Source organism: Caulobacter sp. RHG1, assembly GCF_013181195.1.
Taxonomy (GTDB): domain Bacteria; phylum Pseudomonadota; class Alphaproteobacteria; order Caulobacterales; family Caulobacteraceae; genus Caulobacter.
The window spans coordinates 292,350-308,651 of sequence record NZ_SMZP01000004.1; the positions used below are offsets into that span (position 1 = coordinate 292,350).

The 16,302-nt window shown below is 68.3% G+C and carries 14 protein-coding genes; 8 read left to right on the forward strand and 6 right to left on the reverse strand.

Translation table 11 applies throughout. The features are described from left to right. The first annotated feature begins 67 nt into the window (after positions 1-67). The 6 genes from E1H18_RS12500 (at position 68) to E1H18_RS12525 (ending at position 6,676) form a co-directional block, all read left to right on the forward strand. Complete coding sequence (locus E1H18_RS12500; RefSeq protein ID WP_172268576.1) at positions 68-1,042, forward strand: LysR substrate-binding domain-containing protein; 975 nt, start codon at positions 68-70, stop codon at positions 1,040-1,042. A 110-nt stretch (positions 1,043-1,152) separates the two neighbouring features. After that, positions 1,153-2,454 carry a 4-aminobutyrate--2-oxoglutarate transaminase gene (gene gabT, locus E1H18_RS12505; protein ID WP_194247992.1) on the forward strand — a complete coding sequence of 434 codons (1,302 nt, stop codon included), beginning with the start codon at positions 1,153-1,155 and terminating at the stop codon, positions 2,452-2,454. Next, on the forward strand, positions 2,454-3,932 hold the full coding sequence (locus E1H18_RS12510) for an NAD-dependent succinate-semialdehyde dehydrogenase (protein ID WP_172268578.1): 1,479 nt from the start codon (positions 2,454-2,456) through the stop codon (positions 3,930-3,932). The genes gabT and E1H18_RS12510 overlap by 1 nt, the downstream gene beginning before the upstream one ends. Before the next feature lie 3 nt (positions 3,933-3,935). After that, entirely contained in the window at positions 3,936-4,292 is a 357-nt protein-coding gene (locus tag E1H18_RS12515; RefSeq protein ID WP_172268581.1) for a cupin domain-containing protein, read from the forward strand. A gap of 2 nt (positions 4,293-4,294) precedes the next feature. After that, positions 4,295-5,707 carry an FAD-binding oxidoreductase gene (locus E1H18_RS12520; protein WP_172268584.1) on the forward strand — a complete coding sequence of 471 codons (1,413 nt, stop codon included), beginning with the start codon at positions 4,295-4,297 and terminating at the stop codon, positions 5,705-5,707. 33 nt (positions 5,708-5,740) lie between these two features. Next, entirely contained in the window at positions 5,741-6,676 is a 936-nt protein-coding gene (locus E1H18_RS12525) for a glyoxylate/hydroxypyruvate reductase A (protein WP_172268587.1), read from the forward strand. On the opposite strand, the gene E1H18_RS12530 is transcribed toward E1H18_RS12525, so the two are convergent. The 6 genes from E1H18_RS12530 to E1H18_RS12555 form a co-directional block, all read right to left on the reverse strand. Next, positions 6,673-7,131 carry a DUF3299 domain-containing protein gene (locus tag E1H18_RS12530; RefSeq protein WP_172268590.1) on the reverse strand — a complete coding sequence of 153 codons (459 nt, stop codon included), beginning with the start codon at positions 7,129-7,131 and terminating at the stop codon, positions 6,673-6,675. The genes E1H18_RS12525 and E1H18_RS12530 overlap by 4 nt on opposite strands. 11 nt (positions 7,132-7,142) lie before the next feature. Continuing rightward, complete coding sequence (locus tag E1H18_RS12535) at positions 7,143-7,868, reverse strand: amino acid ABC transporter ATP-binding protein (RefSeq protein WP_172268593.1); 726 nt, start codon at positions 7,866-7,868, stop codon at positions 7,143-7,145. Beyond that, positions 7,865-8,518: an amino acid ABC transporter permease gene (locus E1H18_RS12540; protein WP_172268596.1), complete on the reverse strand. Its 654-nt coding sequence runs from the start codon at positions 8,516-8,518 to the stop codon at positions 7,865-7,867. The genes E1H18_RS12535 and E1H18_RS12540 overlap by 4 nt, the downstream gene beginning before the upstream one ends. Beyond that, the gene (locus E1H18_RS12545; protein WP_370526490.1) at positions 8,518-9,285 is read right to left on the reverse strand and encodes a substrate-binding periplasmic protein; all 768 of its coding nucleotides are present in this window, start codon (positions 9,283-9,285) and stop codon (positions 8,518-8,520) included. Before E1H18_RS12545 ends, E1H18_RS12540 begins: the two co-directional genes overlap by 1 nt. Positions 9,286-9,367: 82 nt before the next feature. After that, positions 9,368-11,743 (reverse strand): TonB-dependent receptor, encoded by a 2,376-nt coding sequence (locus tag E1H18_RS12550; protein ID WP_172268599.1) that lies wholly within the window; start codon positions 11,741-11,743, stop codon positions 9,368-9,370. A 214-nt stretch (positions 11,744-11,957) separates the two neighbouring features. Then, positions 11,958-12,848, reverse strand: a complete 891-nt coding sequence (locus E1H18_RS12555; RefSeq protein WP_172268602.1) for a LysR family transcriptional regulator — start codon at positions 12,846-12,848, stop codon at positions 11,958-11,960. A gap of 85 nt (positions 12,849-12,933) precedes the next feature. On the opposite strand from E1H18_RS12555, the gene E1H18_RS12560 reads away from it, so the two are divergent. Further along, positions 12,934-14,433 carry a CoA-acylating methylmalonate-semialdehyde dehydrogenase gene (locus tag E1H18_RS12560; protein WP_172268605.1) on the forward strand — a complete coding sequence of 500 codons (1,500 nt, stop codon included), beginning with the start codon at positions 12,934-12,936 and terminating at the stop codon, positions 14,431-14,433. Between the two features lie 121 nt (positions 14,434-14,554). Continuing rightward, the gene (locus tag E1H18_RS12565) at positions 14,555-16,288 is read left to right on the forward strand and encodes an amidohydrolase (protein WP_172268607.1); all 1,734 of its coding nucleotides are present in this window, start codon (positions 14,555-14,557) and stop codon (positions 16,286-16,288) included. Positions 16,289-16,302 lie beyond the last annotated feature (14 nt).

The window sequence follows — 16,302 nt, forward strand, 5'->3', positions numbered from 1 at the left end:
GGAAGCTTCCAGCACCGATGACACGCTCTCCCGGCTGGCCTAGCTTGGTGCGGTACAGGAGTTCCGCATGCCGCCTCGCGCCCCGACCACCGACGATCCGCGCATGGTGTTCTGGAACCGTCGCGCGACACCGCCCTTCACCGCCTTACGCGCCTTTGCGGCGGTCGGCGAGTTCGGCGGGATCCGCAAGGCTGCGGCCGTGCTCGAACTGGACCATGCGGCGGTGAGCCGCCATCTGCGAAGCCTGGAAGTCTGGGCCGGCGTTCCTCTGGTCGAGCGCGGCGTCAATGGCGGCAAGCTGACGCCGGACGGCGCCAAGTTTCATGCCCGCATCACCGCCGCCCTGCACGATATCGCCGCCGCGTCCGCCGATCTCCTGGGGGCGGCCGACGAGCCGACCTTGCAGATTTCATGCATCCCCGGCCTGGCCTCGAACTGGCTTCTGGGCCGGTTGTCCGACTTCCGTCAGGCCCATCCCGAGATCCAGCTGGTCCTGCGCCCGTCCGACACCGCGCCGGATTTCACCCGTCGGGATATGGACGCCGACATCCGCTACGTGATCGACGCCGCGCCGGACAGGCCGCCGGCGGGCGAGATCGAGACCGTGCAACTGGGCCGGCCGCCCGTGCTGGCCGTCGCCAGCCCTGCGCGCCTGGATATTCTGGGCGAGCCGCAAACCGCCGCGGACCTGCTGAAAGGGCCGCTTCTGCATGAAGAGAACGCCCGCCAATGGACGGCGTGGTTCCTGGCCAACGGCGTGAGCGTCGGCCCTGACCTATCAGGGCACAAGCTGTGGCAGGCCCACCTGGCCGTGGACGCCGCCCGGCGCGGCGAGGGTCTGGCCCTGGCCAACGCCTTCCTGGTCGGCGACGATTTCAAGGCCGGGCGGCTGGTCGACCTGGGCGCGCGGGTCGGCGCCCAGCCGATCGTCATGGGCGCCTATGTGTTCTCCGCGCGCCGCGACCGCTGGCGCACGCCGGCCCTGCTGGCCTTCCGGCGCTGGCTGGTGAAGGAGGCCGCCGCGGAAGCCGCGCGCTGGTAGACCGGTATCGGTGACCTTTCGTCACCACTCGCAGCGGAGTTGTCATCTCCGCACCGCGCCGGTTGTGACCGAGCATCCTCTCAGGTGTTTTGCTTCCTGAGAGATCCTCCTTGTCCGCCTCCGCGATCGCTTCCGTCTCCAACGCAGCCTTGCTGGAGCGCCGCCGCGCGGCGGTGTCCGCGGGCGTGGCCAGCTCGACGGCCGTCTATGCGGACAGGGCGCTGAATTCGGAGGTCTGGGACGTCGAGGGGCGGCGCTATGTCGACTTCGCCGGCGGTATCGCGGTTCTCAACGTCGGCCATCGTCATCCGAGGGTGATGGCGGCCGTACAGGACCAGCTCGGGCGCTTCACCCACACCGCCTTCCAGGTCCTGGCCTACGAGCCCTATGTGGCGTTGGCCGAGCGCCTGAACGCCCTGGCCCCGATCGAGGGGGCGGCCAAGACGATCTTCTTCACCAGCGGCGCCGAGGCCGTTGAGAACGCGGTCAAGATCGCCCGCGCCGCCACTGGCCGGCCCGGCGTCATCGCCTTCACCGGCGGTTTCCACGGCCGCACGACCCTGTCGTCGGCCCTGACCGGCAAGGTCGCGCCCTACAAGCGGATGTTCGGCGGCGCGCCGGCCAACATCTTCCACGCCCCGTTCCCCATCGCGGCCCACGGCGTCAGCGTCGAGGACAGCCTGCGGGCGCTGGACTTCCTGTTCGCCGCCGATCTGCACCCCAGTTCTGTAGCGGCGATCATCGTCGAGCCTGTGCAGGGGGAGGGCGGCTTCCATCCCGCGCCCGACGCGCTGATGTCGGCGCTGCGGGTGATCTGCGACGCTCACGGCATCCTGCTGATCGCCGACGAGGTGCAGACCGGCTTTGGCCGCACCGGCAAGATGTTCGGGGCCGAGCACTGGAGCGTGCGGCCCGATTTGATCACGGTCGCCAAGTCGCTGGCCGGCGGCTTCCCGCTGTCGGGCGTCATCGGCCGCGCGGCGCTGATGGACTTTGTCGAGCCTGGCGGCCTGGGCGGCACCTATGGCGGCGCGCCGATCGCCTGCGCCGCGGCCCTGGCGGTGCTGGACGTGCTGGAGGACGAGGCCCTGTGCGCTCGGGCCGACACGATCGGCGTGCGTCTGCGCGAACGGATCGCCGGCTTCGAGGGGCGCAACGACCTTGTCCCGACGCGCGGCCTGCGCGGGCCTGGCGCGATGATCGCCTTCGATGTGCTCACCGCCGACGGCCGGCCTGACGGCGCTAGCGCCAAGGCGGTCGCGGGGCGGGCCCTGGAGCGGGGCCTGATCCTGCTGACCTGCGGCGTCAGCGGCGAGACCGTCCGAATCCTTGCGCCCCTGACCATCCCATTCGAGCAGCTGGACGAGGGGCTCGACATCCTCGAGGACAGCCTGCGCCTGGACGTGGCCTGATGGACGGCGCGACCCACGTTCCGGCGCTGGCCCTGCGGCGGCCCGACCTGTTGCGCCAGGCCGCCTATGTCGGCGGCGAATGGATCGGCGGCTTTGACACGATCGCCGTGACCTCGCCCGCCACCGGCGTGCGCCTCGGCGGTGTGCCCGATCTCGGCGCCGAGGCGGCGACCCAGGCGGTGGCGGCGGCGCACGCGGCGTTCGATCCCTGGCGCAAGCTGAGCGCCAAGGCGCGCGGGGCGATCCTGCGCCGGTGGCGCGACCTGATCCTGGAGAACGTCGAGGATCTGGCCCGGCTGATGACGGCGGAGCAGGGCAAGCCCCTGGCCGAGGCGCGGGGCGAGGTGGCCTATGCGGCCAGCTTCCTGGAATGGTTCTCCGAGGAGGCCAAGCGGGTCTACGGCGACGTCATTCCCGGCCATGACGCCAGCAAGCGCTTGCTGGTCCTGAAACAGCCGGTCGGCGTGGTGGCGGCGGTGACGCCGTGGAACTTCCCCGCGGCGATGATCACCCGCAAGGTCGGCCCGGCCCTGGCGGTGGGCTGCACCGTGGTGCTGAAGCCCTCGGAGCTGACCCCATTCAGCGCCCTGGCCCTGGCGGCTCTGGGTGAGGAGGCCGGCGTGCCGCCCGGCGTGTTCAACGTTATCACCGGGCAGGCCGCGCCGATCGGCGAGGTGCTGACCGGCGATCCGCGCGTGCGCAAGTTCACCTTCACCGGCTCGACGCCCGTGGGGAAGATGCTGGCGGCCCGCTGCATGGCCACGGTCAAGCGGGTGTCGCTGGAGCTGGGCGGCAACGCGCCCTTCATCGTCTTCGACGACGCCGACCTGGACAAGGCGGTCGAAGGGGCGATGGCCTCGAAGTTTCGCAACACTGGCCAGACCTGCGTCTGCGCCAACCGTCTGCTGGTGCAGGCCGGCGTTTATGAGACCTTCGCTGAGAAGTTGACGGCGCGGGTCGCGCGAATGGTGGTGGGCGATGGCCTGGCCGGTCCCACCGACCAGGGGCCGCTGATCAACGCCGCCGCCGCCGCCAAGGTGGCCCGCCACGTCGAGGACGCTCTTGCCGGTGGCGCGACGGTGCGGACGGGCGGAGAGGCCTTGCCTGGCGCGGGCTTCTTCTACGCGCCGACGGTGCTGACGGGCGTCACCCGCGACATGGCCATGGCCCGCGAGGAGACCTTCGGCCCTGTCGCCGGCCTGATCCGGTTCGAGACCGAAGCCGAGGCGATCGAGATCGCCAACGACACCTCGGCAGGGCTAGCGGCCTACCTCTTCACCCGCGACCTGGACCGCTCCTGGCGGGTCGGCGAAGCGCTGGAATACGGCATGGTCGGGCTCAACACCGGCCTGATCTCGACCGAGATGGCCCCATTCGGCGGGGTCAAGGAATCGGGCCTGGGCCGCGAAGGCTCGCGCCACGGCGTCGACGAGTTCGTCGAACTCAAACTTCTGTGCAGCGACATCGCGGGGGATTAGGCCATGATCATCAAATTCGCGCCGGCCGAACTCTTCGCCGCCATGCCGCCTGGCAATCCCGCGCCGGTCCCGATTGGCGAGCCGGTCTCGCAGATCGCCGTGAAGAGCTTCGTCTCTCAGGCCGCCGGGACGACCCGCACCGGCGTGTGGGAATGCAGCCCCGGCCGCTGGCGCCGCCAGGTGCTGGCCGCCGAATTCTGCGTCTTCCTGGAGGGGGAGTGCGTGTTCGAACCGGATGAGGGCGAACCGATCCGCATCCTCCCGGGCGAGGCGGTTTATTTCCCGGCCAACACCGCCGGCGTGTGGACGATCGAAACCCCGGCCCGCAAGGCCTATGTCATCTTCGAAGAAGCCCGATGAACATGCGGCCGCAGACCCTCACGGCCGCCTCGGAAGCGCCGGCCTATCGTGACACCAGCTATTGGCTGGAGACCTGCCAGGACGACCTGACGCCTCGCGCCCAGCTGAAGGGCCAGGTCACCGTCGACGTCGCAATCCTGGGCGGCGGCTTCTCCGGCCTGTGGACCGCCTACTACTTGTTGCGAGACAATCCGGGCTTGCAGGTGGCCATCCTGGAGAAGGATGTCTGCGGCTACGGCGCCTCGGGGCGCAATGGCGGCTGGTGTTCGTCGCGCTATCCGCTGGACGCCGGCACCCTGGCCAAGCGCTACGGCGTCGAGATCGGCCACAAGACCCTGCAGGCCATGTACGACGCGGTCGAGGAAGTCGGGCGCGTCTGTCAGCAGGAGGGCTTCGACGCCGAATATAGGCAGACGGGCATCCTCAGCTTGGCGCGCGGCAAGGCGCAGGTCCCGGCGATCCAGGCGGCCCACCGCGCCTATGAGCGGTTGGGTTTCGGCGAGCAGAACCGGTTGCTGGGTGCGGAGGAAGCCTCCGAGAAGGTCCGCGCAACCCAGGTCGAAGGCGCCTTGCATTCGCCCAGGAGCGCCACCGTGCATCCGGCCAAGCTGGTGCGCGGCCTGGCGCATGCGGTCGAGCGTCTGGGCGGGGTGATCTACGAGCAATCGTCGGTAACGGCTTTCGAGCCCGGCGCGACGCCGCGCCTGCACACCGACAACGGCGTGCTGATCGCCCGAAAGGCCATCGTCGCGGCCGGCGAGGCCTATCTGACCCAGCAGCCGCGCTATCGCCGGACGTTGCTGCCGATGTCGTCGCTGATCGTGCTGACGCAGCCGCTGAGTCCCGCGCAATGGGCCAGCATCGGCTGGGCGGATGGCGAGGGCCTGGGCTCGCAGGTCAACATGGTCGACTACTTCACCAAGACCACCGACGGCCGGATCCTGTACGGCAGCCGGGGCGCGCCCTATCACATGCACTCCAACATGGATCAGCCCTGGGACGCGGCCACGGCCAAGACCATGCGCGAGACCCTGGTCGAGTGGTTCCCCGCCCTGGACGGGATCGCCTTCACCCACAGCTGGGCCGGCTATCTGGGCGTGTCGCGCGACTGGACGCCGACGATCAGCTTCGACCCGCAGAGCAAGGTCGGCCAGCTGTTCGGCTACACAGGACGCGGGGTCTCGACGACCAACATCTCCGCGCGGATCCTGGCGGGGATGATCACCGGCAAGCCGACGGGGCTGGAGTTCCTGCCCAGCGTCGGCAACCGCTCGCCGCAGTGGGAGCCCGAGCCTGCCCGCTGGCTGGGCGTGCGCTACGTGCAGGACGGCTTCGCGCGCATGGACGCGGCGGCCAAGGCCGGCGATCCCGCGCCGCTGGATGCGCCCCTGGTCCGCCAGCTCAGCAAGCAGTAGGGCTGGCCGCGAGAAACAGCCGGCGGGGATTCGATGGACGCTCAGGGCAAGACGGTGGTGCTGTTCGCCTGTTTCGGTGTCCGGCCCGAACCCTGGCTGTCGGTGCTGAGCCAGGCCGCGCCGGACTTCGAGTGGCGCGTCTGGCCCGACGCCGGCGACAAGGACGAGGTCGACTACGTCGTCGTCTGGGCCCAACCCAACGGCTTCCTGCGCCAGTTTCCGAACCTGCGGGCGGTCCTATGCATCGGCGCGGGCGTGGACCGGATCCTGGAGGACACCGACCTGCCGGACGCGCCGATCGCTCGCATGCGCGACGAGGGCCTGACCCAGGGCATGGTCGAGTTCGTGCTGGCCCGGGTGCTGCACTATCACCGCCTGATGCCGGCCTATGAGGCCCAGCAGCGCGAGGGAGTCTGGCGGCAACTGGCTGCGCCGCTGGCACGCGATCGCACGGTCGGCATCCTAGGGCTGGGCCAGTTGGGCGCGGCCTGCGCCGCCAGCCTGGCCGCCAACGGCTTCCAGGTTCGGGGCTGGAGCCGAACGCTCAAGACCATCCCCGGCGTCGCCTCATTCGATGGCCCGATCGAGGCCTTCCTGGAGCCCTGCGAAGTGGTGGTCTGCCTGCTGCCGCTGACGCCGGCGACGCGCGGAATCCTGAACGCCGGGACGCTCTCGCAGCTGTGGGGCGCCAGCCTGATCAATGTCGGTCGCGGCGCCCATCTGGTTGAGCCCGACCTGATCCCGGCGCTGGACGCGGGTCATCTGGTCAACGCCACGCTGGACGTGTTCGCCACTGAGCCTCTGCCGGGTGGTCATCCGTTCTGGAGCGATCCGCGCATCACGGTGGTGCCGCATGCCTCGGCCCTGACGCCGCCCGCAACCGCGGGCCCGACCATCGTCGCCAATATCCGCCGGAGCCTGGCCGGCGAGACCCTGCACGATCTTGTCGACCGCTCGGCCGGCTACTAGGCTAGGCGCGCGCCGGAGAGGCGGAAGAGCAGGCCGACCTGACCGTTGTCCTGCACCTCGAACTGGCCGCGCAGACGAACTTGCTCGCTCTTCTGCTGCAGGATCGGCTGGTCGGCGAAGACCTCGACGATCTCATTGGGACGGCCCTCGGGGCAGCACTCGATCGAATAGCGCGAGACGATGAACTGCCGCGCCTGGCGCTCCATGGTCAACGGGGTGATGAAGCCGGAGATCTCGATCTCGCGGCCGTCCATCGCCGTCACCGCCGCTGGGTACTGCGCCTTGTAGGCGTAGTCAGGCGGGGCCTGGTTAAGCGTCGTGGCGCCCAGCACCGTCCACATCGGATCGCGCGAGATGTCCTTCTCGTCGCCCCCGGGATGGGCCAGCGCCCGCGAGAGCGGCGCGAGGGCCGCCATCGCCGTCAGGCTGGTGAGCAGTCCACGTCGAACGATCATGGCTCGGGCTCCTAGAGCGGGTTGAGGACGCGGTCGAGGAACACGCGGGTGCGCTCGACCTTGGGCGCGGTCAGCACCTCGCGGGCCGGACCGCTCTCGACGATGCGCCCGCCGTCCATGAACAGCACCCGGTCGGCGACCTCGCGGGCGAAGCCGATCTCGTGGGTGACGATGACCATGGTCATGCCCTCGTCGGCCAGGGCCCGCATGACCTTCAGCACCTCGCCGACCCGCTCGGGGTCCAGGGCCGAGGTCGGTTCGTCGAACAGGATGGCCTGGGGCTTCATGGCCAGGGCCCGAGCGATGCCGACCCGCTGCTGCTGGCCGCCCGACAGCTTGGCCGGATAGGCCTCGCACTTGTCGGCCAGGCCCACGCGCTCGAGCAGGGTCTTGGCTTCGGCCATGGCTTCGGCGACCGGCCGGCCGGCGACGTGGATTGGGCCCTCGGCGACATTCTCCTGCGCCGTGCGGTGCGGGAAGAGGTTGAAGCGCTGGAACACCATGGCGACCTTGCCGCGAATGGCCGGCAGGGACTTGTCGGTGACGGGCGCCCCGTCGACGCTGATCTCGCCGCCGTCGTGCCGCTCCAGGCCGTTGATGCAGCGCAGGATGGTCGACTTGCCCGAACCCGAAGGCCCGATCAGGCACACGACCTCGCCGCGCTGGATCTCGAAGCTGATGTCCTTGAGCACCTGGGTGTCGCCGAAGGACTTGCTGACGTTCTTGAGGCTGATCATTTGCGGGCGAACCTGCGTTCGAGGCGGCCGACCAGATAGGTCAGGGGCAGGCTCATGGCCAGGTAGAGCAGGGCGATCAGCGTGTAGACCGACATGTTCTGGAAGGTGCTGACGGCCAGTAGCTGGCCGGCGCGCGTCAGCTCGGCGACGGTGATGGTCGAGGCGATCGAGGAGTCCTTGAGCAGCATCACCGACGTGTTGCCGAACGGGGGCAGCGTCACGCGGACGGCCAGCGGCATGATCACGCGCAGCATGATCTTGCGCTCGCTCATGCCCAGCGCCTGGGCCGCCTCGATCAGCATCGGATCCACCGACGAGAAGCCGGCCCGGAAGTTCTCGGCCTGATAGACCGAATAGGCGATGCCCAGACCGATCGCGCCGGCGACGAAGGCATCCAGCTGGACGCCCAGCTCGGGCAGCACGAAATAGACGTAGAACAGTTGCACGATGATCGGGATGCCGCGCACGGTGTTGATCACCACCCGGCTGATCCCGCGCAGGACGGGGTTCTTGGATATGCCCATCAGGGCCCAGACCAGGCCCAGGACCACGCTGATGACCAGGGCCGCCAGGGTGACGGCGATCGTCACGCCCAGGCCGGATATCAGGATGGGCAGGAACTGGACCGCGTCGGTGAAGAACTGGCTCATCAGAGAGACCATTTCTTGAGGATCGCGGCGATCTCGGTGGTCTTGATCTGTTCGATGGCCGTGTTCAGCTTGGCCAGCAGGGCCGGATCGTCGCGGCGCACCAGCAGGCAGACGTCCTCGCGCGAGGGCGGGACGAAATCGGCGGCCATGCGCAGCTTGGGATTGGGCGTGGTGCGCAGGCGGTGGGCCAGGATGGGCGCGTCGCCATAGCCGGCCGCGATGCGGCCGTTGCCCAGGTCCTGCAGGATGTCGCCCAGATTGTCATAAGTCTTGACGTCGGTGACGCCGGCTTGGGCCAGCTGGTCGACGAAGCGGGTGCCGACCTGGGCGCCGACCGAGAGGCCTTTCAGGTCCGTCAGAGCGCGGATCGGGCGGGTCTGGCTCTGAGCGGTGACCACGCCGCCGCCATAGGCGTAGACCGGATCGGTGAAGGCCACGACCTTCTCGCGTTCGGGCGTACGCAGGATGCCGGCGGCGACGATGTCGATCTTGCGCGCGGTCAGCGAGGGGACCAGCGCCGCGAAGGTGGTGGTCTCGATGCGGACCTCCAGTACGGCCTTGGCCGCGACCGCGTGGGCGATGTCGATCATCGCGCCGGTCAGGCGGTTGGTCTTGACGTCGAGAAAGCTGAACGGGGCGCCGGTGGCGGTCGAGCCGACGACCAGCGCGCCGGGCGCGCCGGCCTTGCGACCGCATGCGCTCAGCGCCAGCGCCGCGCCGCTCATCGCCATCAGGGTTCGGCGGGTGGGAATGCCTTGGATGTTCACTAAAGCCTCTTGTGTCGGCGCATTCTGGCCTGGGCGCTGGACCGGGCCGGGGAGGAGACTCCGGCCCAGCGCCCTCTTGCTTCTAGTAACGAGCGATGACCTGAAGGCCGATCGTGCGCGGGCGAAGCGTGGCGCCGGTCCAGAGCGGACCGTTCACATAGGTCGACGACTCGGCGATGTAGTCGACGTTGTTGAGTATGTTCTCGCCGTAAATGGAGAGATTGACCGGGCCCAAGTCAACGCCGGCCCGCAGGTCCAGGGTCGTGGGTTCGGACGGCAGCGGACGGCGCGGGTCGTAGGTCGTGGCGGTCGGGACCTGGTACAGGAACGGCCCGTCATTGACGCTGCGATAGTTGTATTGCGCCCGCACGAAGCTCTCGCGATTGGCCACGGTGAAGCGGTACTCGGCGCTGAGATTGACCGTCCAAGGCGTCTGGCCCAGCGTCTGACCGGCGATGACCACGGGGGCCGTACCGATCTGGATGGTCTTGTCGTAGGTCGCGTCGTTGTAGCCGACGCCCAGGCCCAGCAGCAGGTTCTCGACCGGCCGGACGTTCAGGTTGATGTCCACGCCCTTGCTGGTGGCGCTGGCGGTGTTGGCCACCAGACTGAAGGCGCAGGTCAGGCGCAGTTGCTGCTGGATGTTCTTCCACTCGATGTAATAGGCGCTGGCCTCGAACTGCAGCTTGCCGCCGAAGAGCCGGTTCTTGGCGCCGATCTCGTAGCTGTCGGTGGTGTCGGGCTCGTAGGTCGCGGCCTTGCCGATGCCCAGGGCCGAGGCCTCGGTGGCGCAGATGTCCGGCAGCGCCTTGTTGACGCCGCCCGTCCGATAGCCGCGGGCGTAGGAGGCGTAATAGAGCGCCTCGGGGGTGGCCTGCCAGGACAGGGCGACCTTGGGCGTGAACGGCTTGGTGGTCATCGAACCCGAGGCCCGCGACACGCCGCCGGCATAGGAGACGCCGCGCTCCAGCACATCGAAATCCAGGATGTCCTTCGAGTAGCGGCCACCCAGGGTCAGGGTCAGGTTGTCGAGGATCTTGTAGTCCAGGTTGGCGAAGACGGCGGTGGTCTTCTCGACCGTCCACTCGTTGCCGTAGTAGCGGGCCATGCCGTTGACCAGGGCGGGGACGCCGGCGGCCTGGGGCGTGCGGCCGTAGCGGACCAGGTAGAGCGCGTTGTAGTGCGGCTCGTTGATCGGCAGGTCAGAGCGCAGCGAGCTGCGCGAGAAGTACGCGCCGACGCTCCACTTCAGGCGGGCGTCCGGGTTGGTGTTGTTGACCCGGAATTCCTGGGTGAACAGGTTCTGGAAGATGTTGGGGTTCTGCCAGGTGATCGACTGCGGGAAGCCCGGCGTCACCGGATACAGATAGGCGTTGCCGAACGAGGTGCGATCGTTGCCGTGGGTGGCGTCGTTCGTCTCCTTCACGTGACGCTTGAAGAACGAGCTGACGCTGGTGAAGTCCAGGCCTTCGGCCGAGGCCACCATCTTCAGCGCCGGCACCGTGAAGTGGTCGCTGCTGGGCTGGGGGATCGAGGCGTAGCTGATGAACTTGCCCGCGCCGGGGTCCGAGACGCCCAGCGGGCAGGGGACCATCGTCGGATTGATCACCGAGCCGGTCGTCGCCGGGCAGCGGGTGGTCAGGGCCGTGCGGTCGTCGAACTTGCTGTTCTGGTGATAGATGCTGGGCGTGATCGTCAGCCAGTCGGTGGGCTGAATGGTCAGCACGGCGCGGATGACGGTGGCGGCGCTGCTGTTGACGTCCTCGTCGCGGCTGGCGGGGTTCTGCCAGCTCTGGCGATCGATCCAACCGGCATCCTCGCGGTGGTAGAAGCTGATCCGCGCCCCGACCTTGTCCTGGATAATCGGACCGCCCGCGGCGACGCCGAACTCGTAACCTTCGCCGCCGTGCTTGGTCGTGCTGACCGCCGCTCGGCCATAGCCGCTGTAGCGGGTGAGGCTGGGCGTGGGGGTGATGAAGCGGATCGCGCCGCCCTGCGAGCTGGCGCCGAACAACGTGCCCTGCGGGCCGCGCAGCACTTCCACCCGTTCTAGGTCGAAGATGAAGGGCAGGGTGCTGCCGTTGTAGTTCAGCGAGGCGTTGCGGGCCTGCACCGGTGTGTCGTCGATATAGATCGCCGAGGTGGCCGCGCCGGCCGTGGAGTCGATGCCGCGGATGGTCACGCGGGTCGCGCCGCTGCGGGTGATGTCGACGCCGGGGGTCTGGTTGATCACGTCGCGGATGTCGCGCACGCCACGCTTGTCCAGCGCCTCCTGCGAATAGGCCGCGATCGAGATCGGGGTCTTGGACAGAGCCGTGCTCTGCTTGGTGGCGGTGACGATGATCTCCTCGATCGCGGGCTGGCCCTCGGTGGTCTGGGCCATGGCCTGTCCGCCGCCGATGATCGCCATCGCCGCGCCGCCCAAAAGCACCTGCTTTGAAATTCTGTCGCGAAGCATCGTTATCCCCCTTGTCCTGCGCCAGTCTTGAACCGCTGAGCCGGCGCTCGAAGGGTTTGGCCCTCCGTCGGAACGCCCGTTTCGGCTCGCCGCTCAGTGCCCACGAGAGTTCCAGCAAGATCGCGTTCCGTAAGGTGAGAAACACGGTCGCGGTGGTGTCAAATCGACACCGCTGTTCGCTGAAGGCTGTCGTCGCAACGGCGACGCGACGGCGTCAAAGATCCTTGTGGCGCGCGGCTGTCTGGGCCGCGAGAAAGTCCATCACCGCCCGGACGCGGGGAATTCTGGCCTGGTCGGCGTGAGCGCACAGCCAGTAGCTTCGCCTCAGATTGAGGGCGTCGGGCAGCACCCTGACCAGGCGCGGATCCTGCGATGCCGCGAATTTGTGCAGGACCCCAAAGCCCAGACCCGAAGCGATGGCCGACTGCTGAGCGGTGATCGAGTTGGAGCGGAACATGGTCGGGGCTCCGTCGGCGACCTGGTCCAGGTAGCGCAGCTCGGGCACGTCGATCAGCTCGTCGATGTACCAGACCAACGGCCGCCCCGGCAGGTCGGCAAGGCTTTCCAGCGGGCCATGTTCGTCCAGATAGCTGCGTGAGGCGTAGAGACCCAGAGTGTATTCGGCGAGCCGACGGGCGACCAGGCGGCCCTGGGTCGGCCGGCTCAGCGTGATGGCGATGTCGGCTTCGCGGCGCGAGAGGTTCACGGTTCGCGACTCCGGGACCAGCTCCAGCTGCAGGCCCGGATACTGGTCGTGAAAGGCCCTGGCCGCTGGCGCGACCAGCCAGGCCCCGAAGGCTTCTGGCGTGGCTAGGCGCACCGTGCCCGACAGCGGCTGACCCTCGACGCCCAGACGTTCGGCGGCGGCGATGGTCTCGGCTTCGATGCGCTCGGCATATTCGACCAGAGCCAGGCCCTGACCGGTCAGAACTGCGCCGCGCGGCGAGCGGTCGACCAGCCGCGCCCCGGTCGCCGCCTCCAGCGCCGAGATCCGACGGGCGACCGTCGTCTGGTCCACCTCCATCCGTCGGGCCGCCGCCAGCAGGCCGCCGCCGCGCGCCACCGCCAGGAAGAAACGTAGGTCGTTCCAATTGAGAGTTTGCATTTTTGCAGCTCAAGTCGCGAAATCGGGGTCTATTGCTGCACATATGCGCTGAGCTAGTCGAGAGGCATAACCTCAGGAGCCTTGCATGCGCAGCATCCCCCACTTCGTCGACGGCGCCGCCGTCGAGGGTACGTCCGGCCGCTTCGGGGACGTCTTCGACCCTAACACCGGCAAGGTGCAGGCGCGGGTAGCCCTGGCCTCGACCGCCGAGCTGGACGCCGCCGTCGCCAACGCCAAGGCCGCCCAGCCGGCCTGGGCCGCGACCAATCCGCAACGCCGCGCCCGGGTGATGTTCGAGTTCAAGCGTCTGCTGGAAGTCCATATGGACGAGCTGGCGCAGCTGCTGTCGTCGGAGCATGGCAAGGTCATCGCCGACAGCAAGGGCGACATCCAGCGCGGCCTGGAAGTCATCGAGTTCGCCTGCGGGATCCCTCACTTGCTGAAGGGCGAGCACACCCAAGGCGCCGGCCCCGGCATCGACGTCTATTCGATGCGTCAGGCCTTGGGCGTGGTGGCGGGCATCACCCCGTTCAACTTTCCGGCCATGATCTCGATGTGGATGATGGGGCCGGCCATCGCCTGCGGTAACGCCTTCATCCTCAAGCCCTCCGAGCGCGACCCGTCCGTGCCGGTGCGCCTGGCCGAACTGATGATGGAGGCCGGCCTGCCGCCGGGCATCCTGAACGTCGTCCACGGTGACAAGGACTGCGTCGAGGCCATCTTGGATCACCCCGACATCAAGGCCGTCAGCTTCGTCGGCAGCAGTGACATCGCCCAGTCGGTGTTCCAGCGCGCCGGGGCGGCCGGCAAGCGCGTCCAGGCCATGGGCGGCGCCAAGAACCACGGGGTCGTTCTGCCCGACGCGGACCTGGATCAGGCCACGGCCGACATCATCGGCGCGGCCTACGGCTCGGCCGGCGAGCGTTGCATGGCCCTGCCGGTGGTCGTTCCGGTCGGCGAGAAGACGGCCCTGGCCCTGCGCGAGAAGCTGGTCGCGGCGATCGGCGGACTGCGGGTCGGTGTCAGCACTGACGCCGACGCCCACTACGGCCCGGTGGTCAGCGCCGCTCACAAGGCCCGGATCGAGAGCTACATCCAGATGGGTGTCGATGAGGGCGCCGAGCTGGTCGTCGACGGCCGAGGCTTCGCGCTGCAAGGCCATGAGGAGGGCTTCTTCGTCGGCCCGACCCTGTTCGACCGCGTGCAGCCGACCAGCCGTTCGTACCAGGACGAGATCTTCGGCCCGGTGCTGCAGATGGTCCGCGCCGAGAGCCTGGAGCAGGGCATCGCCCTGGCCTCGCGCCACCAGTACGGCAACGGCGTGGCGATCTTCACCCGCAATGGCGACGCGGCCCGCGAGTTCGCCGACCAGGTCGAGGTGGGCATGGTCGGGATCAATGTGCCGATCCCGGTGCCGGTCGCCTATCACAGCTTCGGCGGCTGGAAGCGCTCGGGCTTCGGCGACTTGAACCAGTACGGCATGGACGGGGTGCGCTTCTACACGCGCACCAAGACCGTGACCCAGCGCTGGCCCAAGGGCGGGGCGGTGCTGGACCAGAGCTTGGTGATCCCCACCATGCGGTGATCGCCGGGATGCTGGGCGGTGTCGAAAGAACACCGCCCACGCCCGGAATTTCAACTCCGCCTTGGGTGCGGAGCGGGACATCATCGGCGTCATAGATTTCAGATGAAGAGGGGAGCTCCGCATGCGCCGTCCAGCCCAAACCGTTCTCGCGGGGCTCGCCTTGCTGGCGACCACGGCCCTTTGCGGATCGGCGTTCGCCGCGACCAAGGCGGATCTGGTCTTCATCAACGGCAAGGTGATCACCGTCGACGACAAGGATACGGTGGCCACGGGGGTCGCGGTGGTCGGCAACAAGATCGCGGCGGTCGGTGACGTTGCGGCCTGGCGCGGGCCAAAGACCCAAGTGATCGACCTGAAGGGCCGCGCGTTGCTGCCGGGCTTCATCGACGCCCACTCGCACGTGGCTGGCATGGCCAATGTCGAGGCCCACTACATCAACATCCAGGTTCCGCCGCTGAAGGACGGGGCCGCCGTGATCGCCCGTCTCAAGGAAGCCGCCGCCAAGCTGCCGCCGGGCGCCTGGCTGACCGGGCAGGGCACCTACAACCAGGTCATGCCGACCCGCGCCGAGATCGACGCGGCCTTCCCGGACAATCCCGTCGACCTGCAGTGGAGCGTCCACGACCACCTGATCAACCACAAGGCCGCGGTGGTCATGGGTATGGGCAAGGACTTCGCCGACCCGCCCGCCGGCGCGACCGGCCGCTATGAGCGCACCGCCGATGGCGAGGTGTCGATCATCCGCGACGCCCCCGCGCCATGGCCCAAGGACAAGTCGCCGGCCTTCAACCCAACCGAGTTGAAGGAGGCCCTGCGCTACATCCTCAGCGACTTCTACCTCAAGCGCGGGGTGACCACGGTCTCGGACATGTCCGACATGGACGCCTACAAGGCCTATGGCGAGCTGAAGACCGAAGGCCATCTGCCGACCCGGGTGCGCATGAATTACATGCTGCGCGCCAAGGCCGTGCCAGGCGTGACCTCAGCGACGGACGGCTCTGACTCGCTGCTGGCCCCGCTGCAGAAGGCGAACCTGACCCCGGGTCAAGGCGATGACTGGCTGCGCGTCGGCGCGATCAAGTACGTCATCGACGGCGTCTGGGGCACCACGGCGGCGGTCTACAAGCCGGTCTGGAATGGCGCGGGCACCACCTGGACGCCGAACAACTACGGCGGCGCCAGCATGACCCAGCAGCAGCTGAATGACGCCGTCATCGAGGCGGCCAAGGGCGGCTGGCAGGTGCAGATCCACGCCAACGGCGACCGCGGCCAGGACATGGTGCTGACCGCCTACGAGGCCGCAAAGAAGGCCTATCCGCGCCCCGATCCGCGCTATCGCATCGAGCACTTCGCCCACTTCCTGGTCCAGGATCCGGAGCGGACGGAGACACGCCTCAAGCGGATGAAAGAAGGACACATCATTCCTTCGCCGCAGCCGGCGTTCCTGTGGCGACTGACCGACGTCAACGTCAAGGAGCCGGATGTGAAGTTCTTCCCGATGAAGACGCTGATCGACCGGGGCTTCCACCCGGCTGGCGGGGTCGACACTGTCGGCACCCAGAACTTCGCGACCTATCCGCTCTTCTCGATCGCCCGGGCCGTGAACCGCGACACCAAGTTCGGCACGGTCACCCAGCCCGAGGAAGCCATCTCGGTGATGGACGGCATCCGCATGTTCACCACCTGGGCCGCCTACGCCAACTTCATGGAGAAGACGCAAGGCAGTATCGAGGTGGGCAAGCTGGCCGATTTCGTGGTGCTGGCGCAGGATCCTCTGACCGCGCCGAAGGCCAAGCTGGCCGATATCCCCGTCGACATGACGATCGTCGACGGCAAGGTCGCCTACCAGCGCTAGGCCGCCAGGCTCGC

What these genes read in the sequence shown, in the direction of transcription:
- E1H18_RS12500 (WP_172268576.1), top strand. Translation starts at nt 68, where the DNA reads ATGCCGCCTCGCGCCCCGACCACCGACGATCCGCGCATGGTGTTCTGG.
- E1H18_RS12510 (WP_172268578.1), top strand. Translation starts at nt 2,454, where the DNA reads ATGGACGGCGCGACCCACGTTCCGGCGCTGGCCCTGCGGCGGCCCGAC.
- E1H18_RS12515 (WP_172268581.1), top strand. Translation starts at nt 3,936, where the DNA reads ATGATCATCAAATTCGCGCCGGCCGAACTCTTCGCCGCCATGCCGCCT.
- E1H18_RS12520 (WP_172268584.1), top strand. Translation starts at nt 4,295, where the DNA reads ATGCGGCCGCAGACCCTCACGGCCGCCTCGGAAGCGCCGGCCTATCGT.
- E1H18_RS12525 (WP_172268587.1), top strand. Translation starts at nt 5,741, where the DNA reads ATGGACGCTCAGGGCAAGACGGTGGTGCTGTTCGCCTGTTTCGGTGTC.
- E1H18_RS12530 (WP_172268590.1), bottom strand. Translation starts at nt 7,131, where the DNA reads ATGATCGTTCGACGTGGACTGCTCACCAGCCTGACGGCGATGGCGGCC.
- E1H18_RS12535 (WP_172268593.1), bottom strand. Translation starts at nt 7,868, where the DNA reads ATGATCAGCCTCAAGAACGTCAGCAAGTCCTTCGGCGACACCCAGGTG.
- E1H18_RS12540 (WP_172268596.1), bottom strand. Translation starts at nt 8,518, where the DNA reads ATGAGCCAGTTCTTCACCGACGCGGTCCAGTTCCTGCCCATCCTGATA.
- E1H18_RS12550 (WP_172268599.1), bottom strand. Translation starts at nt 11,743, where the DNA reads ATGCTTCGCGACAGAATTTCAAAGCAGGTGCTTTTGGGCGGCGCGGCG.
- E1H18_RS12555 (WP_172268602.1), bottom strand. Translation starts at nt 12,848, where the DNA reads ATGCAAACTCTCAATTGGAACGACCTACGTTTCTTCCTGGCGGTGGCG.
- E1H18_RS12560 (WP_172268605.1), top strand. Translation starts at nt 12,934, where the DNA reads ATGCGCAGCATCCCCCACTTCGTCGACGGCGCCGCCGTCGAGGGTACG.
- E1H18_RS12565 (WP_172268607.1), top strand. Translation starts at nt 14,555, where the DNA reads ATGCGCCGTCCAGCCCAAACCGTTCTCGCGGGGCTCGCCTTGCTGGCG.